A 16,324-nucleotide genomic window follows, 5' to 3' on the forward strand; every position below is an offset into this window, starting at 1 on the left:
GGCGGGCGTTGTCGCACCGGTTGGCTGTGTTTGCCCGGGTTTTTTGGCTTTCTGAACGCTGGCACGACCTGCATCGCGTCTCGGGCCGGGTGTTCCCACTGCGCTGGCGCGTGCTTGCGTATGTGTCGGCGCTCGGCGNNGGTCTCGCCCAGCCCCAAGGAATTTCGCGTCGCATGAGTTATCAGGTTTTGGCCCGCAAATGGCGTCCTCGCACCTTCCACGAGCTGGTGGGGCAGGATCATGTCAGTCGGGCGCTGGTCAACGCACTCGACCAGGGGCGGCTGCACCACGCCTATCTGTTCACCGGGACGCGAGGGGTCGGCAAGACGACCCTGGCGCGTATTCTCGCCAAGTGCCTCAACTGCGAGCAGGGCGTAGGATCGACGCCCTGCGGCGTGTGCCAGACCTGCCGGGATATCGACGATGGCCGCTTCGTCGATCTGATCGAGGTCGATGCCGCCTCGCGGACCAAGGTCGAAGACACCCGCGAACTGCTCGACAACGTGCAGTACGCGCCGACCCAGGGCCGCTTCAAGGTCTATCTGATCGACGAAGTGCACATGCTCTCTACCCACAGCTTCAACGCCCTGTTGAAGACGCTGGAAGAGCCGCCGCCGCACGTGAAGTTCCTGCTCGCCACCACCGATCCGCAGAAACTGCCGGTCACGGTGCTGTCGCGCTGTCTACAGTTCACGCTCAAGAACATGCCACCGGAGCGGGTGGTCGAGCATCTGACCCGGGTACTCGAGGCGGAGCAGGTGGCCTTCGAACCGCCGGCGCTGTGGCTGCTGGGCAAGGCCGCCGATGGCTCGATGCGCGATGCCCTGAGTCTCACCGATCAGGCGATCGCCTTCGGCCAGGGTGAGATCCGTCGCGGCGACGTCGCGGCGATGCTGGGGACGCTCGATCATGCGCACCTGCTGGCACTGGCCGAGGCGCTGGCGGAGGTGGATGCCGAGCGGCTGCTGGCGGAGGTCGCAGCGCTGGCCGAGCAGGGGCCCGATTTCGCCGGGATTCTCGATGAGATCGCCGGGCTGATGCATCGCCTCGCCATCGCCCAGATGGTGCCCAGCGCCCTCGACAACGGCCATGGCGATCGTGATCAGCTGTTGGCCATGGCCTCGCGCTTCACCGCCGAAGATGTCCAGCTCTATTACCAGATCGCGCTGCAGGGTCGCGGCGATATCGACAACGCGCCGGATACCCGCACGGCCCTGGAGATGACCCTGTTGCGGATGCTGGCCTTCCGCCCCCAGGGGGTGCCGACGCCGCCGCAGACCGATCTGCCGCTGCGCGGCGAACAGCCTTCGAGCCAGTCTGGAAGCGCCCCGGCAGCGCCTGCCGCTGCGCCATCGGCTCCTGCCTCGACGGCCAGCTCTCCGGCGCCGACGCCGGCTGTCGATGCATCGGCCCCGACGCCGGCCGTGGAGTCGACGCCCGAGACATCGGCAGCGCCATCTACGCGTGTCGCGCCTCCGGCGCAGACACTCGCCCACGCCGAGCCCGCTGCGGCGTCGCCCCAGCCGGCCCCGGCGGCGGACTCGCCGCCCTGGGCGGTCGAGCAATCGGAAAATGGCGCGCCATCTGCCACGACGCAGGCCGTGGATTCATCGGCCCCGACACCGGCCGTCGATTCACCGGCCCCGATGCCGGCCGTGGATGCAACACCCGGGACCCCGGCGGCGGCGCCGTCTCGAGCCGCCGCACCCCAGGCGCAGGTGCCGGCGTCCGCCGCAACCGCCGCAACCGCCGCTCCGGCGCCCGGGCAGGCAGGGGATACGCCGCCCTGGACGGTCGAGCCAGCGTCAGCGGGTGCTTCATCGGACCCAGTACCGGCCGCAGCGTTATCTGCCGCGACGCCGGCTGTGGACTCGTCGGCCTCGACACCAGTTGCAGGGGGAGAGCCGTCGATGTCGTCGGCCGCCCATGAGCCCGCGGCGCCGATCGCCGCGGATGCCGAGCCCGCATCCGCGGGGGCCTGGGATGCCGACCCCGACTTCGACGACGCCGATTTAGCCCAGGACCAGGCCGCCGCCGAAGCCGCCTATGCCGACTGGCAGGCGACGCCTGAGCCAACAGCGGTGGAAGCTGACGAAGAGCGCCAGCCGGTAGCGGCGAGTGCCACTGCGGCCATGGCGCCCGCCGCGGCGGGGGAGCATCTGACGCATGCGGCCTGGCTCGAGCGCTTCGATACGCTGGAGATCGGCGGTCTGACCCGTAATCTCGCTGCGCACTGCGTGGTGACCCACGACGATGGCCAGACCCTGGCGCTGACACTCGATCCGGGGCAGTCGGCGATTCTCTCCGAGATGCATGTCGAACGCATCACCAAGGCGCTCGCGGCCCAAGGCTTCGCGCGTCGTGTGGCGATCGAGGTGGGGCCGCTCGATGGTCGCCTGGAGACCGCCCGCGACAAGCGCGACCGTGAAGCGCGCGAGCGTCATGCGCAAGCGGTTGAAGCGCTGCGCGGCGACCCGCACGTTCAGGAGCTGGAGTCGCGCTTCGGCGCCCGTCTGCTGGAAGAGAGTGTGACCAGCGACCGGGTCTGAACTGATGAGTGGCCGCCGCAACTGCCGGTGTGGCCCGAAGTTTCCCGTTTCAATCGATCCCAACGTCGTTCCAAGGAGTGCGAGATGTTCAAAGGTGGCATGGGCAACCTGATGAAGCAGGCTCAGGAAATGCAGGAAAAGATGCAGCAGGTGCAGGAAGAGATCGCCCAGATGGAAGTCTCGGGCGAAGCTGGTGCCGGCATGATCAAGGTCACCATGAATGGTCGGCATGACGTCAGCCGGGTCGAGATCGATCCCTCGCTGATGCAGGAAGACAAGGAGCTGCTCGAGGACCTGCTCGCCGCCGCGGTCAATGACGCGTCGCGCAAGGTGGAGAGCCAGTCCAAGTCACGCATGGAAGAGGTCTCCTCCGGCCTCAATCTGCCGCCGGGCATGAAGCTGCCGTTCTGATGAGCTTTTCGCCGCTGGTCGAACAGCTGCTGGAGAGCCTGCGCGTGCTGCCGGGAGTCGGACCCAAGACTGCCCAGCGTATGGCGCTGCATCTGCTCGAACGTGACCGTGACGGTGGCCGCCGGCTGGCCGAGGCCCTGGTGCAGGCGGTGGAGTCGGTCGGCTACTGCGAGCGCTGCCGCACCCTGACCGAAGAGACGCTGTGCGGCGTGTGTCAGGACGCGCGACGCGACCCGCGGCTGCTGTGCGTGGTCGAGTCGCCGGCCGACATGCTGGCGATCGAACAGGCTGGCGGCTATCGCGGCCAGTACTTCGTGCTGCATGGCCACCTTTCGCCGCTCGACGGTATTGGTCCCGACGATATCGGTCTCGATCAACTGGAAGCGCGGTTGGCGGCAGAGACGGTCGATGAGGTGATTCTCGCCACCAACCCCACGGTCGAGGGCGAGGCAACCGCGCACTATATCGCCGAACATCTGGTGGGGCAGGCGGCCAAGCTCTCGCGCCTGGCCTACGGGGTGCCCATGGGCGGGGAGCTCGAGTATGTCGATGGCGGCACGCTCAGTCGCGCCTTCCTCGGGCGCCAGCCCTTCGCCCGCGAGTGAGTCGTGCCCCGTGCGACCCCTCCGCGGGTGCCGCCTGGATGGCGGCGGGGCTTTGCGCCACGCCGCATCTTGCCGTATCCAGCGTCTTCACACGTAACGCGGCCGCGGCCGTGACGCGCTCAACCATGAAAGAGTCCGAATGACTGTCGACACTCCCATTGAATGGATCGATACGCCGGCGGGTCTCGCCGCCGCCTGTGCCGCCCTGGCCGACGCCGAGGTGCTGGCGCTGGACACCGAGTTCTTCCGCGAGACCAGTTTCTACCCGGTGCCGGCACTGGTGCAGCTCAGCGCCGGCGAGCGTATCTATCTCATCGATCCCCAGGCGGTGGCGGCGGACGAGGCGCTGCGTGCGCTGCTCGCCGGCGGTGCGCCCAAGCTGATCCACGCCTGCAGCGAGGATCTCGAGGTGCTGGCGCTGTGGGCCGGGGTCGAGGTCGCGCCGCTCATCGACACCCAGGTCGCCGAGTCGCTGCTGGGTGAGTCGGCGGCGATCGGCTATCGCGGGCTGGTACAGGCGCGCTGTGGGGTCGATCTGCCCAAGGAGGAGACCCGCTCCAACTGGCTCGAGCGTCCGCTGAGTGCGGCGCAGCTCGACTACGCGGCGCTCGACGTCTATTTCCTGCCCGAGATCTGGTCGCAGCAGCGCCAGGCGCTGGAGGCGCAGGGGCGGCTGGCGTGGCTTTACGAGGAGTGCGCTGCGCTCGGCGCCGGGCGCGACGTCAATGCCGGCGAGCGCTGGTATCTGCGTCAGCGTCAGCTGTGGCGGCTGACGCCGCGTCAGGTCGAGGCCTACCGTCTGATGACGCGCTGGCGCGAGGCGGAGGTGCGCCGTCGCGATACGCCGCGGGGGTGGCTGGCCAAGGATGGACTGCTGTTGGCGATCGCCGAGGCGATGCCCGCCAACCGTTTTGAGCTGGCCGCGGCCGACGGTGTGACGCCGGCGCTGGTCAAGCGTGAAGGGGATGCGCTGCTGGCGCTGGTCAAACAGGCGCAGCACGCCGACGAGGAGACGCTGCCGACACCGCCCCCGGTACCCACCGCGCCGGCCTTCAAGCGGCGCATGAAGGCGCTCAAGCAGGTGGTCGGCGAGCGTGCCGCGGCGCTGGGACTGGCGCCGGAGCGGCTCTCCAATCGCGCCGAGATGGAGGCGATCGCGGCGGCGCACCTCGGTGGCCAGGCGCTGCCGCTGCCCGGCGGCTGGCGGGGTGAATGCCTGGCGGCCCCCTGGCGCACCGCGCTGGCCGAGCTGGAGGGGGCGGCATGAGCGACAGCGAGCGGCATCTGCTGTGTGAAGTGGTCAAGAGCGCCCGCCTCGACGAGATGTATCTTTATCTCGACAAGGCGCAGGGCATGGCGGCGGTGCCGGAGGCGCTGCGCGAGCGCTTCGGCCGCCCGCTGCCGGTGATGACCCTGCTGCTGCGCGCCGAGCGGCCGCTGGCTCGGGTCGATGTCCACCAAGTGATGGCGGCGATCCGCGCTCAGGGTTTCTATCTGCAGATGCCTCCGGCCAAGGAGGGCTATCTGCTCGATCTGTTCACTCCCCGCGATAGGGATGAGCCGCCCCATGCGTGAGCGATTCTGGGAACGGTTCACGCTCGAGGAGCTGACGCCGCAGGAGTGGGAGGCGCTGTGCGACGGCTGTGGCAAGTGCTGCCTGGTCAAGATGGAGCACCCGGAGAGCGGCGACGTGGCCACGCTCAATGTCGCCTGCCGCCTGCTTGATATCGACAGTTGCCGCTGCGGCGACTATGCCCACCGCTTCGAGCGGGTGCCGGAGTGTACCCAGCTCAGTCTCGCCAATCTCGATGAGTTCCACTGGTTGCCGCACAGCTGCGCCTATCGCCGCCTGTCCGAGGGGCGCAAGCTGGCCAGCTGGCACCCGTTGCGCAGCGGCGACGATCGGCGCATGCACGCCCGTGGCATGAGCGTGCGCCACTTCGCGGTGAGTGAGCGCGAGGTCGACGAGGCGGACTACGAAGCGCACATCATCGATATCCTGCCGCTACGCGACTGACCCCTCCCTCAGCATCTCTGGCTGCCCTGCGAACCCACGGGTCATCGCCTCCTGCTGCGGCCGGCCCGTGGGGCCGGCCGTATTCGCATTTCACTCGGCTTCCTGCTGCGGCTCACCCGGTGACACCTGCGGCTCTGCGACGCCCAGGGCCCACAGCAGGAAGGCGTCCTGGCGGGCGTTGTCGCGCCACGCCTTGAAGCGCCCGGAGGCGCCGCCGTGACCGGCTGCCATATCGGTGCGCAGCAGCACCGGGCCGCGGGCGCTGTCGAGCTCGGTCATGCGTGCATAGAGCTTGGCCGGTTCCCAGTAGGGGACCCGGGAGTCGTGCCAGCTGCCCTGCAGCAGCACACTGGGGTAGGGCTGCGGGGTCAGGTTGTCCAGCGGCGAATAGTTGCGAATGCGCCGACGCGCGGCGGGCTCCTCGGGGTTGCCCCACTCGGTGTACTCCGCCGTGGTCAACGGCAGGTCGGGATTCTCCATGGTGCGCAGCACGTCGACGAAGGGTACGTCGAGGACCGCGGCGCAGAACGCGGTCGGCTCCAGGTTGAGGCTGGCGCCGACCAGCAGGCCGCCGGCGCTGGCGCCGTAGGCGGCGATACGCTCGGGGGCGGCGAGGCCTGAGTCGACCAGGGCGTGGCGTGCGGCGAGGAAGTCGCGGAAGCTGTTCTCCTTGTGCTCCAGCTTGCCGGCCAGGTACCAAGGCTCGCCGCGGTCGCCGCCGCCGCGCACGTGGGCCACGGCGAAGGCGACCCCGCGCGCGAGCAGCTCGAGCCGGGCCACCGAGAACCAGGGGTCGAGCACCTCACCATAGGCGCCGTAGCCGTAGAGCAGGGTCGGCATCGGCGTCTGCCCCAGCAGGTCGGCGCGGGCGACCACCGAGACCGGGATGCGCTCGCCGTCGTGGCCCTTCGCCCACAGGCGGCGGCAGGTCAACTGCGCCGGCTGCAGGTCGCCGTGCAGTGTCTGACGCTTGAGCAGGCGCTGCTCGCCGCTGTCGAGATCGTGCTCGACCCAGCGCACGGGGAGTGTGAACGACTCCTCGCGCAGGCGCAGGCGGCGGGCGTGGAAGTCCGGTGTGTCACCCAGTGCCAGGCTGCATGGCGCCTCCGGCAGCGGCAGGCGATAGCCGGGTACGTCAGCGGCAGCGCTGGTGTCAGTGCCCGGCGTGAGTTCGATCGCGCGCAGATAGACCTGGGCCTCGTGGTGGTCGCGTTCGGTGAGCATCAGGCCCCAGGCGAAGGCGTCGACGCCCTCGAGGGTGACATCCTCGCGATGCCCCACCAGCGGCTGCCACTGATCGGGCGCACTCACCGGAGCGGTATCGAGGCGGAAGTGGGCAGCATCGCGATTGTGCAGCACATAGAATGTGTCACCGCGGTGGTCGATGCCGTACTCGATGCCGCTTTCCCGCGGGCGCACGCAGCGCGGTGCGCGCTCGGGCTCGGCGGCGGGGATCAGATGGCACTCGGCGGTGTCCTTGGAGGCGGTCTCGATCACCAGCCACTGGCGCGAGCGGGTCTTGCCCACGCCGACCCAGAACTCGACGTCGGGCTCTTCGAACAGCTTGGCGCAGCGGTCGCTCTCCACGCATAGCCGCCAGACGCTGGCGGGGCGCTGGGTGGCGTCGTAGCGGGTAAAGAGCAGGGTACGATTGTCCTCGGCCCATAAAAGCTCCGGCCCCAGACGCCGGCGCAGCCGGCGCGGTTCGCCGTCCGGCAACTGCTTGAGATAGAGACCGAAGAACTCGTTGCCACTGACGTCCTCGGTCCAGGCCAGCCAGCCTTCGTCGGGGGAGAGCGCCATGTCGCCGAGCTCGAGAAAGGCGTGATCGGCGGCCCGCGCCTGCAGATCGAGGATCAGTTCGGGGCCGACGTCAGCATCAGCGTGGCATGCCTGGCGCCACCAGCGCGGATAGTCGGCGTCGGCGGCGGTCTCGCTCCAGTAGCGGTAGTGGCTGAGCGTGGTCGGCAACCCGGTGACGGCGAGTTCGCGGCGCGCCAGATGACCGTCGTAGAGCGCATCCTCGAGGGGCTTCAGCGGCGCGAAGAAGCCGTCGCTCTGGCGGTTGGCGGCGCGCAGGAAGGCCTTCACCTGAGGGTCGTCGCGTGACTCCAGCCAGTGCCAGGCGGGGTCGTCGTCACGGCGGAAGTGGCTGACGGGGGAGGGCTCGGGGGTCTGGGCGCGGGGCATAGGCGATCGGGCTGCTCGGGTGGGTAAGTCGCATGGCGAGAACGCCGCCGCGACCCGACCCTCTGGCACGGACCCCGGGCGGCTGTGCTTTCCAGGCGGGGAGTGTACCATGTCCCAAACCGTTCGAATCGAGAGTCGTCATCATGCTGTTTTCCGATTCCCTGCCGCAGCTGTGGCTGAGCTACGCTGCCCTCTCCTGTGTGGTTCTGGTCACCGGCTATCTGGGGGTGCGGCTGTTGCCGCTGTTGCCGCGTCTGGTGCTGGTCGGCGTGGTCGCCGGGGCGCTGTGGATGGTCGCCCCCTTCACCCTGCCACTGTTGCAGCCGGGGGAGACCTACTCCGGTCTGGCCCCGGCCATCGTGGTGATGGCGGTAGGGGTGCTGCAACACGACAGTAGTCAGGTCTTCGGTGCGCTGCCGCTGCTACTGCTGGGGGCGGCGCTCGGTGCGGTCGTCGGCGCGCTGGCGTGGCGCAGACTGCGTCGCCGCGGCGATGACGAGGATCGCTCCGGTGGCCGCGGCGGCAGACAGCCGTCGGGTGCCACCCGTGCTGCCGCCACCAAAAAGACGGGTGGGCGTGGCAAGGGTGGCGGTCGCCGCGAACCGATGGTCGGCTGATTCGGCCTCGCCTGCGGGGCTTCAGTGGGCGGCCGGGGCGGAGTCGCGCCGGCGCTTTTTTTGGACAGGGTTTCGTGCGCACGCCAGCGCCGGAGCCGGGTGGCAAAGAAGGAAGCGCGGCATGCGTGCGTTGAGGGTATGGCTGGTATGTCTGTTCGGTCTGCTGCCGGGCTGGGTGCTGGCGCAGACGGCACCGGACGTCAGAATCGTGGTCGATGTCTCCGGCAGCATGAAGCAGAACGACCCCAGCAACCTGCGCGCCAACGCGCTGGATCTCGCCGCGATCCTGCTGCCGCAGGAGGCGCGCGGCTCCATCTGGACCTTCGGTACCACCGTGGCCAACCCGGTTCCCGATGCCGGGGTCGACGATGCCTGGCGTCAGCGGGTGAGCCAGCTGATGCCGCAGCTCACCGACTACCAGCAGTTCACCGATATCGAGCGGGCCCTGACCCGCGCCGCCGCCGCGCCGCCCCAGGGGCCCAATCGCCATCTGATCCTGCTCACCGACGGCATGATCGACCTGCCCGCTACCGGCGGCGACAAGCGACAGCAGGACGCGGCCTCGCGGCAGCGGGTCATCACCGAGCTGGCGCCCAAGCTGGCGGCAGAGGGGGTGGCCGTCCATCTGATCGCGCTGTCGCGCAACGTCGACCTGCCGCTGCTCGAGCAGGTGGCGCAGACCACCGGCGGTCTGGCGGTGGTGGCCGATACGCCGGATCAGTTGCTGCGCGCCTTCCTCGACGTGCTCGACCGTATCCTGCCGGGAGACCAGGTGCCCATCGATGCGCAGCAGCGCTTCACCGTCGATGACGATATCCAGGCCTTCAACGCGCTGCTGTTCCACGCGCCGGAGGCCGGCTCGCCGGTACTGATCGGCCCCGATGGCCAGCGCTATTCCCGCGACGACCATCCCGGTCGGGTCGAGTGGCAGAGCAGCGACCGCTACGATCTGATCAAGGTGCCCGATCCGACGCCCGGCGAGTGGCGGATCGAGGGCGCCATCGGCGGCGACAGTCGGATCGGCATTCGTGCCGATATCGCGCTGCGCAGTGCGGCGCTGCCGGCGACCCTCTACCGCGGTTTCACGACGCCGCTGGATGTGTGGCTGGAAGCGCAGGGTCAGCGTCTGGAGGGCGATGCGCTACCGGCCGGGCTCACGGTGCGTGCCGAGCTGCGTGACCTCGATGGCAATCTGCTGGCGCAGACGACGCTATCGCCCCAGGCGGGGCACTTCCGCGGTGAGCTGCCCGGCACAGCGCAGCTGGGCAACGCGCGCCTGGTGATCACCGCGCGCAGCGATCGCCTGATTCGCCAGCGGGTGCAGGCGGTCAACGTGGTCGCGGCACTCAGCGCCGAGCTCAGCCAGGACGGCTCGCGCATCGTGATCCGTGCCAACCACCCCGACCTCAATGCCGACAACACGCGGCTCAGCGCCGAGCTCACCGGCAGCCCGCTGACGGTCCAGCGCCTCGATGCGCGCACCTGGGCGGTAGAGGTGCCGCGTACCGATCCCAATGCCTCGCTGCCGGTGACGATCTCCGCCGAGGCCGACCTCGATGGTCGTACCTTGCACTTCGACCTGCCCATCGTGCGTTTGAACCCCGATGCCGCGGTGGGGCTCACCGGGGCCGATCTATCACGTGCGGTGCAGAGCCAGCAGCGGGAGCAGGACGATAGTTTGGGCAGTGGTAGCGACGACAGTTTCACCGATGGCTTGTCGGCGTCGCAGATGGCCGATGCGGCCGTGACCAAGGCGCGCGAAGGCTGGCAGGTTGCGCGCCCCTATGTCGAGCGTTATGCCCAGCGGCCGGTCACCTGGATCGTGATCGCGCTGCTGGTGTTGCTGCTGCTGCTCGAACGCTGGCGTCGCGCCGCCAGCCGGCGACGTCGGGCGCGGCGCTCGGAGCCCTCCCTGTAAAGGCGCTGTTACCACCTTGGTGGCAGCGCCGTCGCGCGGGGAACCTGATATAAGGGAGTTATTCAAGGCTTATCAAGGAGATCCCATGGGTGACAGCGCGAACGCTTACGTCGAATCCGGAGTGCCCCTGACGGGTCTCGAGACCTTTCACTCGATCAACGACATCATCGCCGATGCCTGTCGCCGCTACGCCGACAAACCGGCGTTCAGCTGCATGGGCAAGACCCTGAGCTATGCCGATATCGATCGCCTCGCCGATCGCTTCGCTGCCTGGCTGCAGACCCACACCGATCTCGAGCCGGGCGATCGCATCGCCATCCAGCTGCCCAACGTGCTGCAGTTTCCGGTGGCGGTGTTCGGCGCGCTGCGCGCCGGCCTGGTGATCGTCAACACCAATCCGCTCTACACCGAGCGCGAGATGCGCCATCAGTTCCGTGACGCCGGGGCCAAGGCGATCGTGGTACTGGCCAACATGGCCCAGAAGCTCGAGAACGTGCTCGACCAGACCGAGATCCGCCATGTGGTGGTCACCGAAATGGGCGACCTGCACGACTGGCCCAAGCGGGCGCTGATCAATTTCGTGGTGCGGCGGGTCAAGAAGATGGTGCCCGCCTACTCGCTGCCCCAGGCGGTCGATTTCCGGCGCACCCTGGCCGGTGGTGGGCCTGCGGCCACGGTCGCGTCGGGGCAGGATGAAGAGATCGCCGTGCTGCAGTACACCGGCGGTACCACCGGGGTGGCCAAGGGCGCGATGCTGACGCACCGCAACCTGATCGCCAACATGCTGCAGACCCAGCAACTGCTCGGCGACACGCTGGAGAACGGTCGCGAGACGATCATTGCGCCGCTGCCGTGCTATCACATCTACACCTTCACCGTGAACTGCCTGTATGCGATGACCACCGGCCAGCACAACGTGCTGATTCCCAACCCGCGGGACATTGCCGGCTTCGTCAAGACGCTCTCCCAGACGCCGTTCAGCGTCTTCGTCGGGCTCAACACCCTGTTCAACGCCCTGTGCCAGCGCGACGACTTCAAGGCGCTCGACTTCTCGCAGCTCAAGTTCACCATCTCCGGTGGCATGGCGCTGACCCAGGCTGCAGCCAAGCGCTGGCAGGAGGTGACCGGCAACGGCATCGTCGAGGGCTACGGCTTGACCGAGACCTCGCCGATCGCCCTGGTCAATCCGCCCGAGGCGCCGCAGATCGGCACTATCGGCCGGCCGGTGGCGGGCACCGAGGTGCGAGTGGTCGATGACGAAGGTCGCGCGCTGCCACCGGGGGAGAGTGGCGAGTTGTGCATCAAGGGGCCGCAGGTGATGAAGGGCTACTGGAATCGCCCGGAGGATACCGCCAAGACGCTCAGCGACGATGGCTGGCTGCGCACCGGTGACATGGCGGTGGTGCAGGAGGATGGCTACGTCAAGATCGTCGACCGCAAGAAGGACATGATTCTGGTCTCGGGGTTCAACGTCTACCCCAACGAGATCGAGGAAGTGGTCGTGGGGCACCCGGACGTGCTCGAAGCCGCCGCGGTGGGGGTGCCCGACGAGGAGAGCGGCGAGGCGATCAAGCTGTTCGTGGTGGCGCGTCATGAGGGGCTCGATCCCCAGGCGCTGCGTCAGTGGTGCAAGAAGGAGCTGACCGGCTACAAGGTGCCGAAGTTCGTCGAACTGCGCGACGAGCTGCCCAAGAGCAACGTCGGCAAGGTACTGCGGCGCGAGCTGCGCGATGGCCATCAGGCTGCCGATAGCGGGGCCTCGACGTGAGTTAGTGCAGTTTCGGCGCTACAATGGTGGGTTCGCCGTGGTCTAGCGTGGTGTCCCACAGGTAACGCAAAGACATATCGGATGCATGGTGTTGTCAGGCAAGGCGTGAGGAGGCGTCATAGTGGGGTCTATGGCAACGACGAGCAACGCCGCATGGCGGCGCCATGGGCCGATATGATTGGATGATATTTGTGGGGGCACCACACTGCGGCGGACTTCACCGGACTGTCGATGTCGAGGATCTCTTGAGCGCCACCGCTGCCAACGCTTCCCAAGCTCTGACTCAATTGCAGGCACGGCTCGACGCCTGTCTGCTGCGCGATGCCCATGCCCTGCGCGGGCGCCTGGCGCGGCTCGAACGGCGCGCCCGCGAGGGCAAGCCGATCGACCGCTCGTTGGGCGAGATCGAGACCCGGGTCGATGCCTCACAGGCGCAGGCCGAGCGCCGGCGCCAGCAGCGCGTCACCCTCGACTATCCGGAGTCGCTGCCGGTGGCGGCGCGGCGCGAGACGATCCTCGAGGCGCTGCGCGAGCATCAGGTGGTGGTAGTGGCCGGCGAGACAGGCTCGGGCAAGACCACTCAGCTGCCCAAGCTGTGTCTCGAGCTGGGCCTGGGCCGGCGCGGCATGATCGGGCATACCCAGCCGCGGCGGCTGGCGGCGCGCTCGGTGGCTACCCGGCTGGCGGAGGAGCTCGAGGTGCCGTTGGGCGAGCAGGTCGGTTATCAGGTGCGCTTCACCGACCAGAGCAGCGACACCACCCTGGTCAAGCTGATGACCGACGGTATTCTGCTGGCCGAGACCCAGCACGACCCCGACCTGCTGCGCTACGATGCGATCATCATCGACGAGGCCCATGAGCGCAGCCTCAACATCGACTTCCTGCTCGGTTATCTCAAGCGCCTCAGCGCGCGCCGGCCAGATCTCAAGATCATCATCACCTCCGCCACCATCGACGTCGACCGGCTATCGCGCCACTTTGCCCGCGAGGTCGACGGCAAGCCGTGTCCGGCGCCGGTGGTCGAGGTCTCCGGGCGTGCCTACCCGGTCGAGGTGCGCTACCGCCCACTGGTGCGAGAAGCCCGCGACGAGGAGGATCTGACGCTGCAGGAGGGTATCTTGGCGGCGGTCGAGGAGATCGAGCAGATCGAGCGCGACAAGCGCTGGTACTCGGGGCCGCGGGATATCCTGATCTTCCTGCCCGGGGAGCGCGAGATTCGCGAGACCGCCGATCTGCTGCGCCGGCTAGAGCTCAAGAGCACCGAGATCCTGCCGCTCTACGCGCGGCTCTCCAACGCCGAGCAGAACCGTGTCTTCCAGAGCCATGCCGGGCGCCGTATCGTGCTGTCGACCAACGTCGCCGAGACCTCGTTGACGGTGCCGGGCATCCGCTATGTGATCGACCCGGGGCTGGTGCGCATGAGCCGCTACAGCTTCCGCGCCAAGGTGCAGCGGCTGCCGATCGAGCCTGTGAGCCAGGCCAGTGCCGATCAGCGCAAGGGGCGCTGCGGGCGTGTCGCCGAGGGCGTGTGCATCCGTCTCTACAGCGAAGAGGACTTCCTCTCCCGGCCCGAGTTCACCGAGCCCGAGATCCAGCGTACCAACCTGGCGGCGGTGATCCTGTCGATGCTCTCGCTCAAGCTCGGCGAGGTGCTCGACTTTCCCTTCGTCGACGCCCCCGATCCGCGCGTGGTCAAGGATGGCTACCGGCTGCTGTTCGAACTCGGCGCGGTGGACGGCGGCGAGCGTCTGACCGACACCGGGCGACGCCTGTCGCGGCTGCCGATCGATCCGCGGCTGGGACGCATGGTACTGGCCGGCGAACAGTTCGGCTGTCTGCGCGAGGCGCTGATCGTGGTCAGTGCGCTGGCCACCCAGGACCCGCGTGAGCGCCCGGCCGAGAAGCGTCAGGCCGCCGACCAGAAACACCGCCAGTGGGATGACCCCGATTCGGACTTCGTCGCCTGGCTCAATCTGTGGCAGGGCTTCGAAGCGGCCCGCGACGATCTCTCCGGCAGCCAGCTGCGGCGCTGGTGCCGTGACCAGTACCTGAGTTACCTGCGCCTGCGCGAGTGGCACGATACCTATCGCCAGCTGCGCCAGCTGGTGCGCGAGATGAAGCTCGAACCGAGCAGTGCCATGCAGCCCGGCGAGGGGGAGGAGGCCGCACCTAGGGTGGACGCGGCGCGCCTGCATCAGGCGCTGCTCGCCGGGCTGCTCTCGCATCTCGGCCAACTGCAGCCGGAGAGCCGTGAGTTCCTCGGCGCGCGCAATCGCAAGTTCATGCTCCATCCCGCCTCGGGGCTGGCCAAGAAACCGCCCAAGTGGGTGATGGCCGGTGAGCTGGTCGAGACCAGTCGGCTGTTTGCCCGTGACTGCGCGCGCATCAAGCCGGAGTGGATCGAACCCCAGGCGGGGCATCTGGTCAAGCGTGCCTACAGCGACCCACACTGGGAGCGCAAGCGCGCCCAGGTGGTGGCGCTGGAGCAGGTCACCCTGTTCGGGCTGCCGATCGTCAGCGGCCGGCGCGTCGACTACGCCAAGGTGGCGCCGGCGGAGGCGCGCGAGCTGTTCATCCGGCGCGCGCTGGTGGAGGGCGACTTCGAGACCCGTGCGGCATTCTTCGCTCACAACCGCTCGATGGTGGCGGAGGTCGAGGAGCTGGAGGACCGCGCGCGCAAGCGTGACATCCTGGTCGACGAGGAGACCCTGTTCGCGTTCTACGATGAGCGGATTCCCGCCGAGGTCGTCAGCGGGCGCGACTTCGAAGCCTGGCGCAAGCGCGCCGAGCGCGAGACGCCCGAGCTGCTGAAGCTCGACAAGGCGGCGCTGATGGCGCGCGAGGCCGATGACGTCAGCGTCGAGCAGTACCCCGACGAGCTGGTGTTCAATGGCGTGCGCTATCCGCTCAGCTATCACTTCGCCCCGGGGGCGAGCGACGACGGCGTGACCCTCACGGTGCCCGCGGTGATGCTGGCCCAGCTGCCGGAGGGGCGGCTGTCGTGGCTGGTGCCGGGGCTGTTGCGCGACAAGTGCATCGCGCTGCTCAAGGCGCTGCCCAAGCCGCTGCGGCGCCAGGTGGTGCCGATCCCCGACTGGGTCGATGCGGCGCTGCAGACGCTGACCCCCGATGCGCGTCCGGTGGAGGTCGCACTGGGTGAGTTCCTGAGGATCAAGACCGGGGTGCGCCTGGAGCCCTCGGCATGGCGGCTCGATCAGCTCGAACCGCATCTGGTGATGAATCTGCGGGTGGTCGACCACGAGGGCCAGGTACTGGGCGAGGGGCGCGACCTGGCCGCCCTGCGTGAGCGCTTCGGTGATGCCGCGGCGGCCGGCGCGCGCGCCATGGCGCAGCAGCAGGAGGCGCCCAGCGAGACCCTGGAGGCGCTGCCGCAGACGCCGCTGCCCGACTCCAGTACCAGCCGCCAGGCGGGGATCCAGGTCGAAGTCTATCCGGCCCTGGTGCCTGCCGGCGAAGCGCTCCAGATCGCCTGGTTCGACCACGCCGAGCGCGCCGCCGCGGCGCACCGGGATGGCGTGGTGGCGCTGGCGCGCCGCCGCCTTCCGGAGCTGGTGCGCTACCTGCAGCGGGAGCTGCCGCAGCTCAAGGCGTGTGCGCTGCTGTTCACCAAGGTGGGCACGCGCGAGCAGCTCACCCAGGACGTGATCGATGCGGTGCTGGCGCAGACCGTCGCGGCTGACCCGCTGCCGCGTTCGAGCGAGGCTTTCGATGCGCGCCTCGAGCAGTGGCGGGGCGATCTGGTGGGCTACGCCGAGCGGTTGCTCGATGACCTGCACAAGGCGCTGAAGGGGCATCTGGCGGTGACCAAGCAGCTCAAGGGTAATGTCAGTTTCGCCCTGGCCCTGAGCTACAGTGACCTCAAGGCGCAGATGCAGCGCCTGGTCTATCCGGGCTTCGTGCGCGATGCCGGGCCCTGGCTCGAACACTATCCGCGCTACATGCAGGCCGCCGAGATCCGGCTGGAGAAGGCGCCACGCGACCGCCGCCGCGATCAGCTGGCGATGCAGCAGGTGCAGGAGTGGGAGAGCCGACTCGATGCCCGCTGCCAGGCGGCCCAGCGCGAAGGCGTGGTGGCCGCCGAGCTGATCGAGTTCGGCTGGTGGCTGCAGGAGTTTCGGGTCTCGCTGTTCGCCCAGCAGTTGGGCACGCTCGAGAGCGTCTCGGAGAAGCGCCTGGCGCGGCGCTGGCGGGAGATCACCGGGCAGGCGGTATGAGGCCGCTGCATCCC

The 16,324-nt window shown here is 68.5% G+C and carries 11 protein-coding genes; 10 read left to right on the top strand and 1 reads right to left on the bottom strand.

Annotated elements, in window-relative coordinates:
• The first annotated feature begins 173 nt into the window (after window positions 1-173).
• The 6 genes from dnaX to DOM66_RS12145 all read left to right on the top strand — a co-directional run bounded on the left by dnaX (window position 174) and on the right by DOM66_RS12145 (window position 5,582).
• Window positions 174-2,549: a DNA polymerase III subunit gamma/tau gene (gene dnaX, locus DOM66_RS12120; RefSeq protein ID WP_110690269.1), complete on the top strand. Its 2,376-nt coding sequence runs from the start codon at window positions 174-176 to the stop codon at window positions 2,547-2,549.
• A gap of 84 nt (window positions 2,550-2,633) precedes the next feature.
• Window positions 2,634-2,960 (top strand): YbaB/EbfC family nucleoid-associated protein, encoded by a 327-nt coding sequence (locus DOM66_RS12125; RefSeq protein WP_035473656.1) that lies wholly within the window; start codon window positions 2,634-2,636, stop codon window positions 2,958-2,960.
• On the top strand, window positions 2,960-3,565 hold the full coding sequence (recR, locus tag DOM66_RS12130) for a recombination mediator RecR (RefSeq protein WP_110676182.1): 606 nt from the start codon (window positions 2,960-2,962) through the stop codon (window positions 3,563-3,565). Before DOM66_RS12125 ends, recR begins: the two co-directional genes overlap by 1 nt.
• A gap of 139 nt (window positions 3,566-3,704) precedes the next feature.
• Window positions 3,705-4,832, top strand: a complete 1,128-nt coding sequence (locus tag DOM66_RS12135) for a ribonuclease D (protein ID WP_110676180.1) — start codon at window positions 3,705-3,707, stop codon at window positions 4,830-4,832.
• Window positions 4,829-5,140, top strand: coding sequence for a YcgL domain-containing protein (locus DOM66_RS12140; protein ID WP_110676178.1), 312 nt, complete (start codon window positions 4,829-4,831; stop codon window positions 5,138-5,140). Before DOM66_RS12135 ends, DOM66_RS12140 begins: the two co-directional genes overlap by 4 nt.
• Window positions 5,133-5,582 (top strand): YcgN family cysteine cluster protein, encoded by a 450-nt coding sequence (locus DOM66_RS12145; RefSeq protein ID WP_232825236.1) that lies wholly within the window; start codon window positions 5,133-5,135, stop codon window positions 5,580-5,582. The genes DOM66_RS12140 and DOM66_RS12145 overlap by 8 nt, the downstream gene beginning before the upstream one ends.
• Before the next feature lie 90 nt (window positions 5,583-5,672).
• Here DOM66_RS12145 and DOM66_RS12150 read toward each other — a convergent pair whose 3' ends face one another.
• Window positions 5,673-7,772 (bottom strand): S9 family peptidase, encoded by a 2,100-nt coding sequence (locus DOM66_RS12150; protein ID WP_110690271.1) that lies wholly within the window; start codon window positions 7,770-7,772, stop codon window positions 5,673-5,675.
• Between the two features lie 143 nt (window positions 7,773-7,915).
• Here DOM66_RS12150 and DOM66_RS19585 point away from each other — a divergent pair, with 143 nt between their 5' ends.
• From DOM66_RS19585 to hrpA, 4 genes are all read left to right on the top strand, one after another.
• On the top strand, window positions 7,916-8,389 hold the full coding sequence (locus DOM66_RS19585) for a hypothetical protein (protein ID WP_110676172.1): 474 nt from the start codon (window positions 7,916-7,918) through the stop codon (window positions 8,387-8,389).
• Between the two features lie 121 nt (window positions 8,390-8,510).
• Window positions 8,511-10,307 (top strand): VWA domain-containing protein, encoded by a 1,797-nt coding sequence (locus DOM66_RS12155; RefSeq protein ID WP_157959041.1) that lies wholly within the window; start codon window positions 8,511-8,513, stop codon window positions 10,305-10,307.
• An 85-nt stretch (window positions 10,308-10,392) separates the two neighbouring features.
• Window positions 10,393-12,075 carry an AMP-binding protein gene (locus tag DOM66_RS12160; RefSeq protein ID WP_110676170.1) on the top strand — a complete coding sequence of 561 codons (1,683 nt, stop codon included), beginning with the start codon at window positions 10,393-10,395 and terminating at the stop codon, window positions 12,073-12,075.
• A 245-nt stretch (window positions 12,076-12,320) separates the two neighbouring features.
• Window positions 12,321-16,310, top strand: a complete 3,990-nt coding sequence (gene hrpA, locus DOM66_RS12165) for an ATP-dependent RNA helicase HrpA (protein WP_245392422.1) — start codon at window positions 12,321-12,323, stop codon at window positions 16,308-16,310.
• The last annotated feature ends 14 nt before the right edge of the window (window positions 16,311-16,324 follow it).

Source organism: Salinicola endophyticus (genome assembly GCF_003206575.1).
Lineage (GTDB): Bacteria > Pseudomonadota > Gammaproteobacteria > Pseudomonadales > Halomonadaceae > Salinicola > Salinicola endophyticus.

What these genes read in the sequence shown, in the direction of transcription:
- dnaX (WP_110690269.1), top strand. Translation starts at nt 174, where the DNA reads ATGAGTTATCAGGTTTTGGCCCGCAAATGGCGTCCTCGCACCTTCCAC.
- DOM66_RS12125 (WP_035473656.1), top strand. Translation starts at nt 2,634, where the DNA reads ATGTTCAAAGGTGGCATGGGCAACCTGATGAAGCAGGCTCAGGAAATG.
- recR (WP_110676182.1), top strand. Translation starts at nt 2,960, where the DNA reads ATGAGCTTTTCGCCGCTGGTCGAACAGCTGCTGGAGAGCCTGCGCGTG.
- DOM66_RS12135 (WP_110676180.1), top strand. Translation starts at nt 3,705, where the DNA reads ATGACTGTCGACACTCCCATTGAATGGATCGATACGCCGGCGGGTCTC.
- DOM66_RS12140 (WP_110676178.1), top strand. Translation starts at nt 4,829, where the DNA reads ATGAGCGACAGCGAGCGGCATCTGCTGTGTGAAGTGGTCAAGAGCGCC.
- DOM66_RS12145 (WP_232825236.1), top strand. Translation starts at nt 5,133, where the DNA reads ATGCGTGAGCGATTCTGGGAACGGTTCACGCTCGAGGAGCTGACGCCG.
- DOM66_RS12150 (WP_110690271.1), bottom strand. Translation starts at nt 7,772, where the DNA reads ATGCCCCGCGCCCAGACCCCCGAGCCCTCCCCCGTCAGCCACTTCCGC.
- DOM66_RS19585 (WP_110676172.1), top strand. Translation starts at nt 7,916, where the DNA reads ATGCTGTTTTCCGATTCCCTGCCGCAGCTGTGGCTGAGCTACGCTGCC.
- DOM66_RS12155 (WP_157959041.1), top strand. Translation starts at nt 8,511, where the DNA reads ATGCGTGCGTTGAGGGTATGGCTGGTATGTCTGTTCGGTCTGCTGCCG.
- DOM66_RS12160 (WP_110676170.1), top strand. Translation starts at nt 10,393, where the DNA reads ATGGGTGACAGCGCGAACGCTTACGTCGAATCCGGAGTGCCCCTGACG.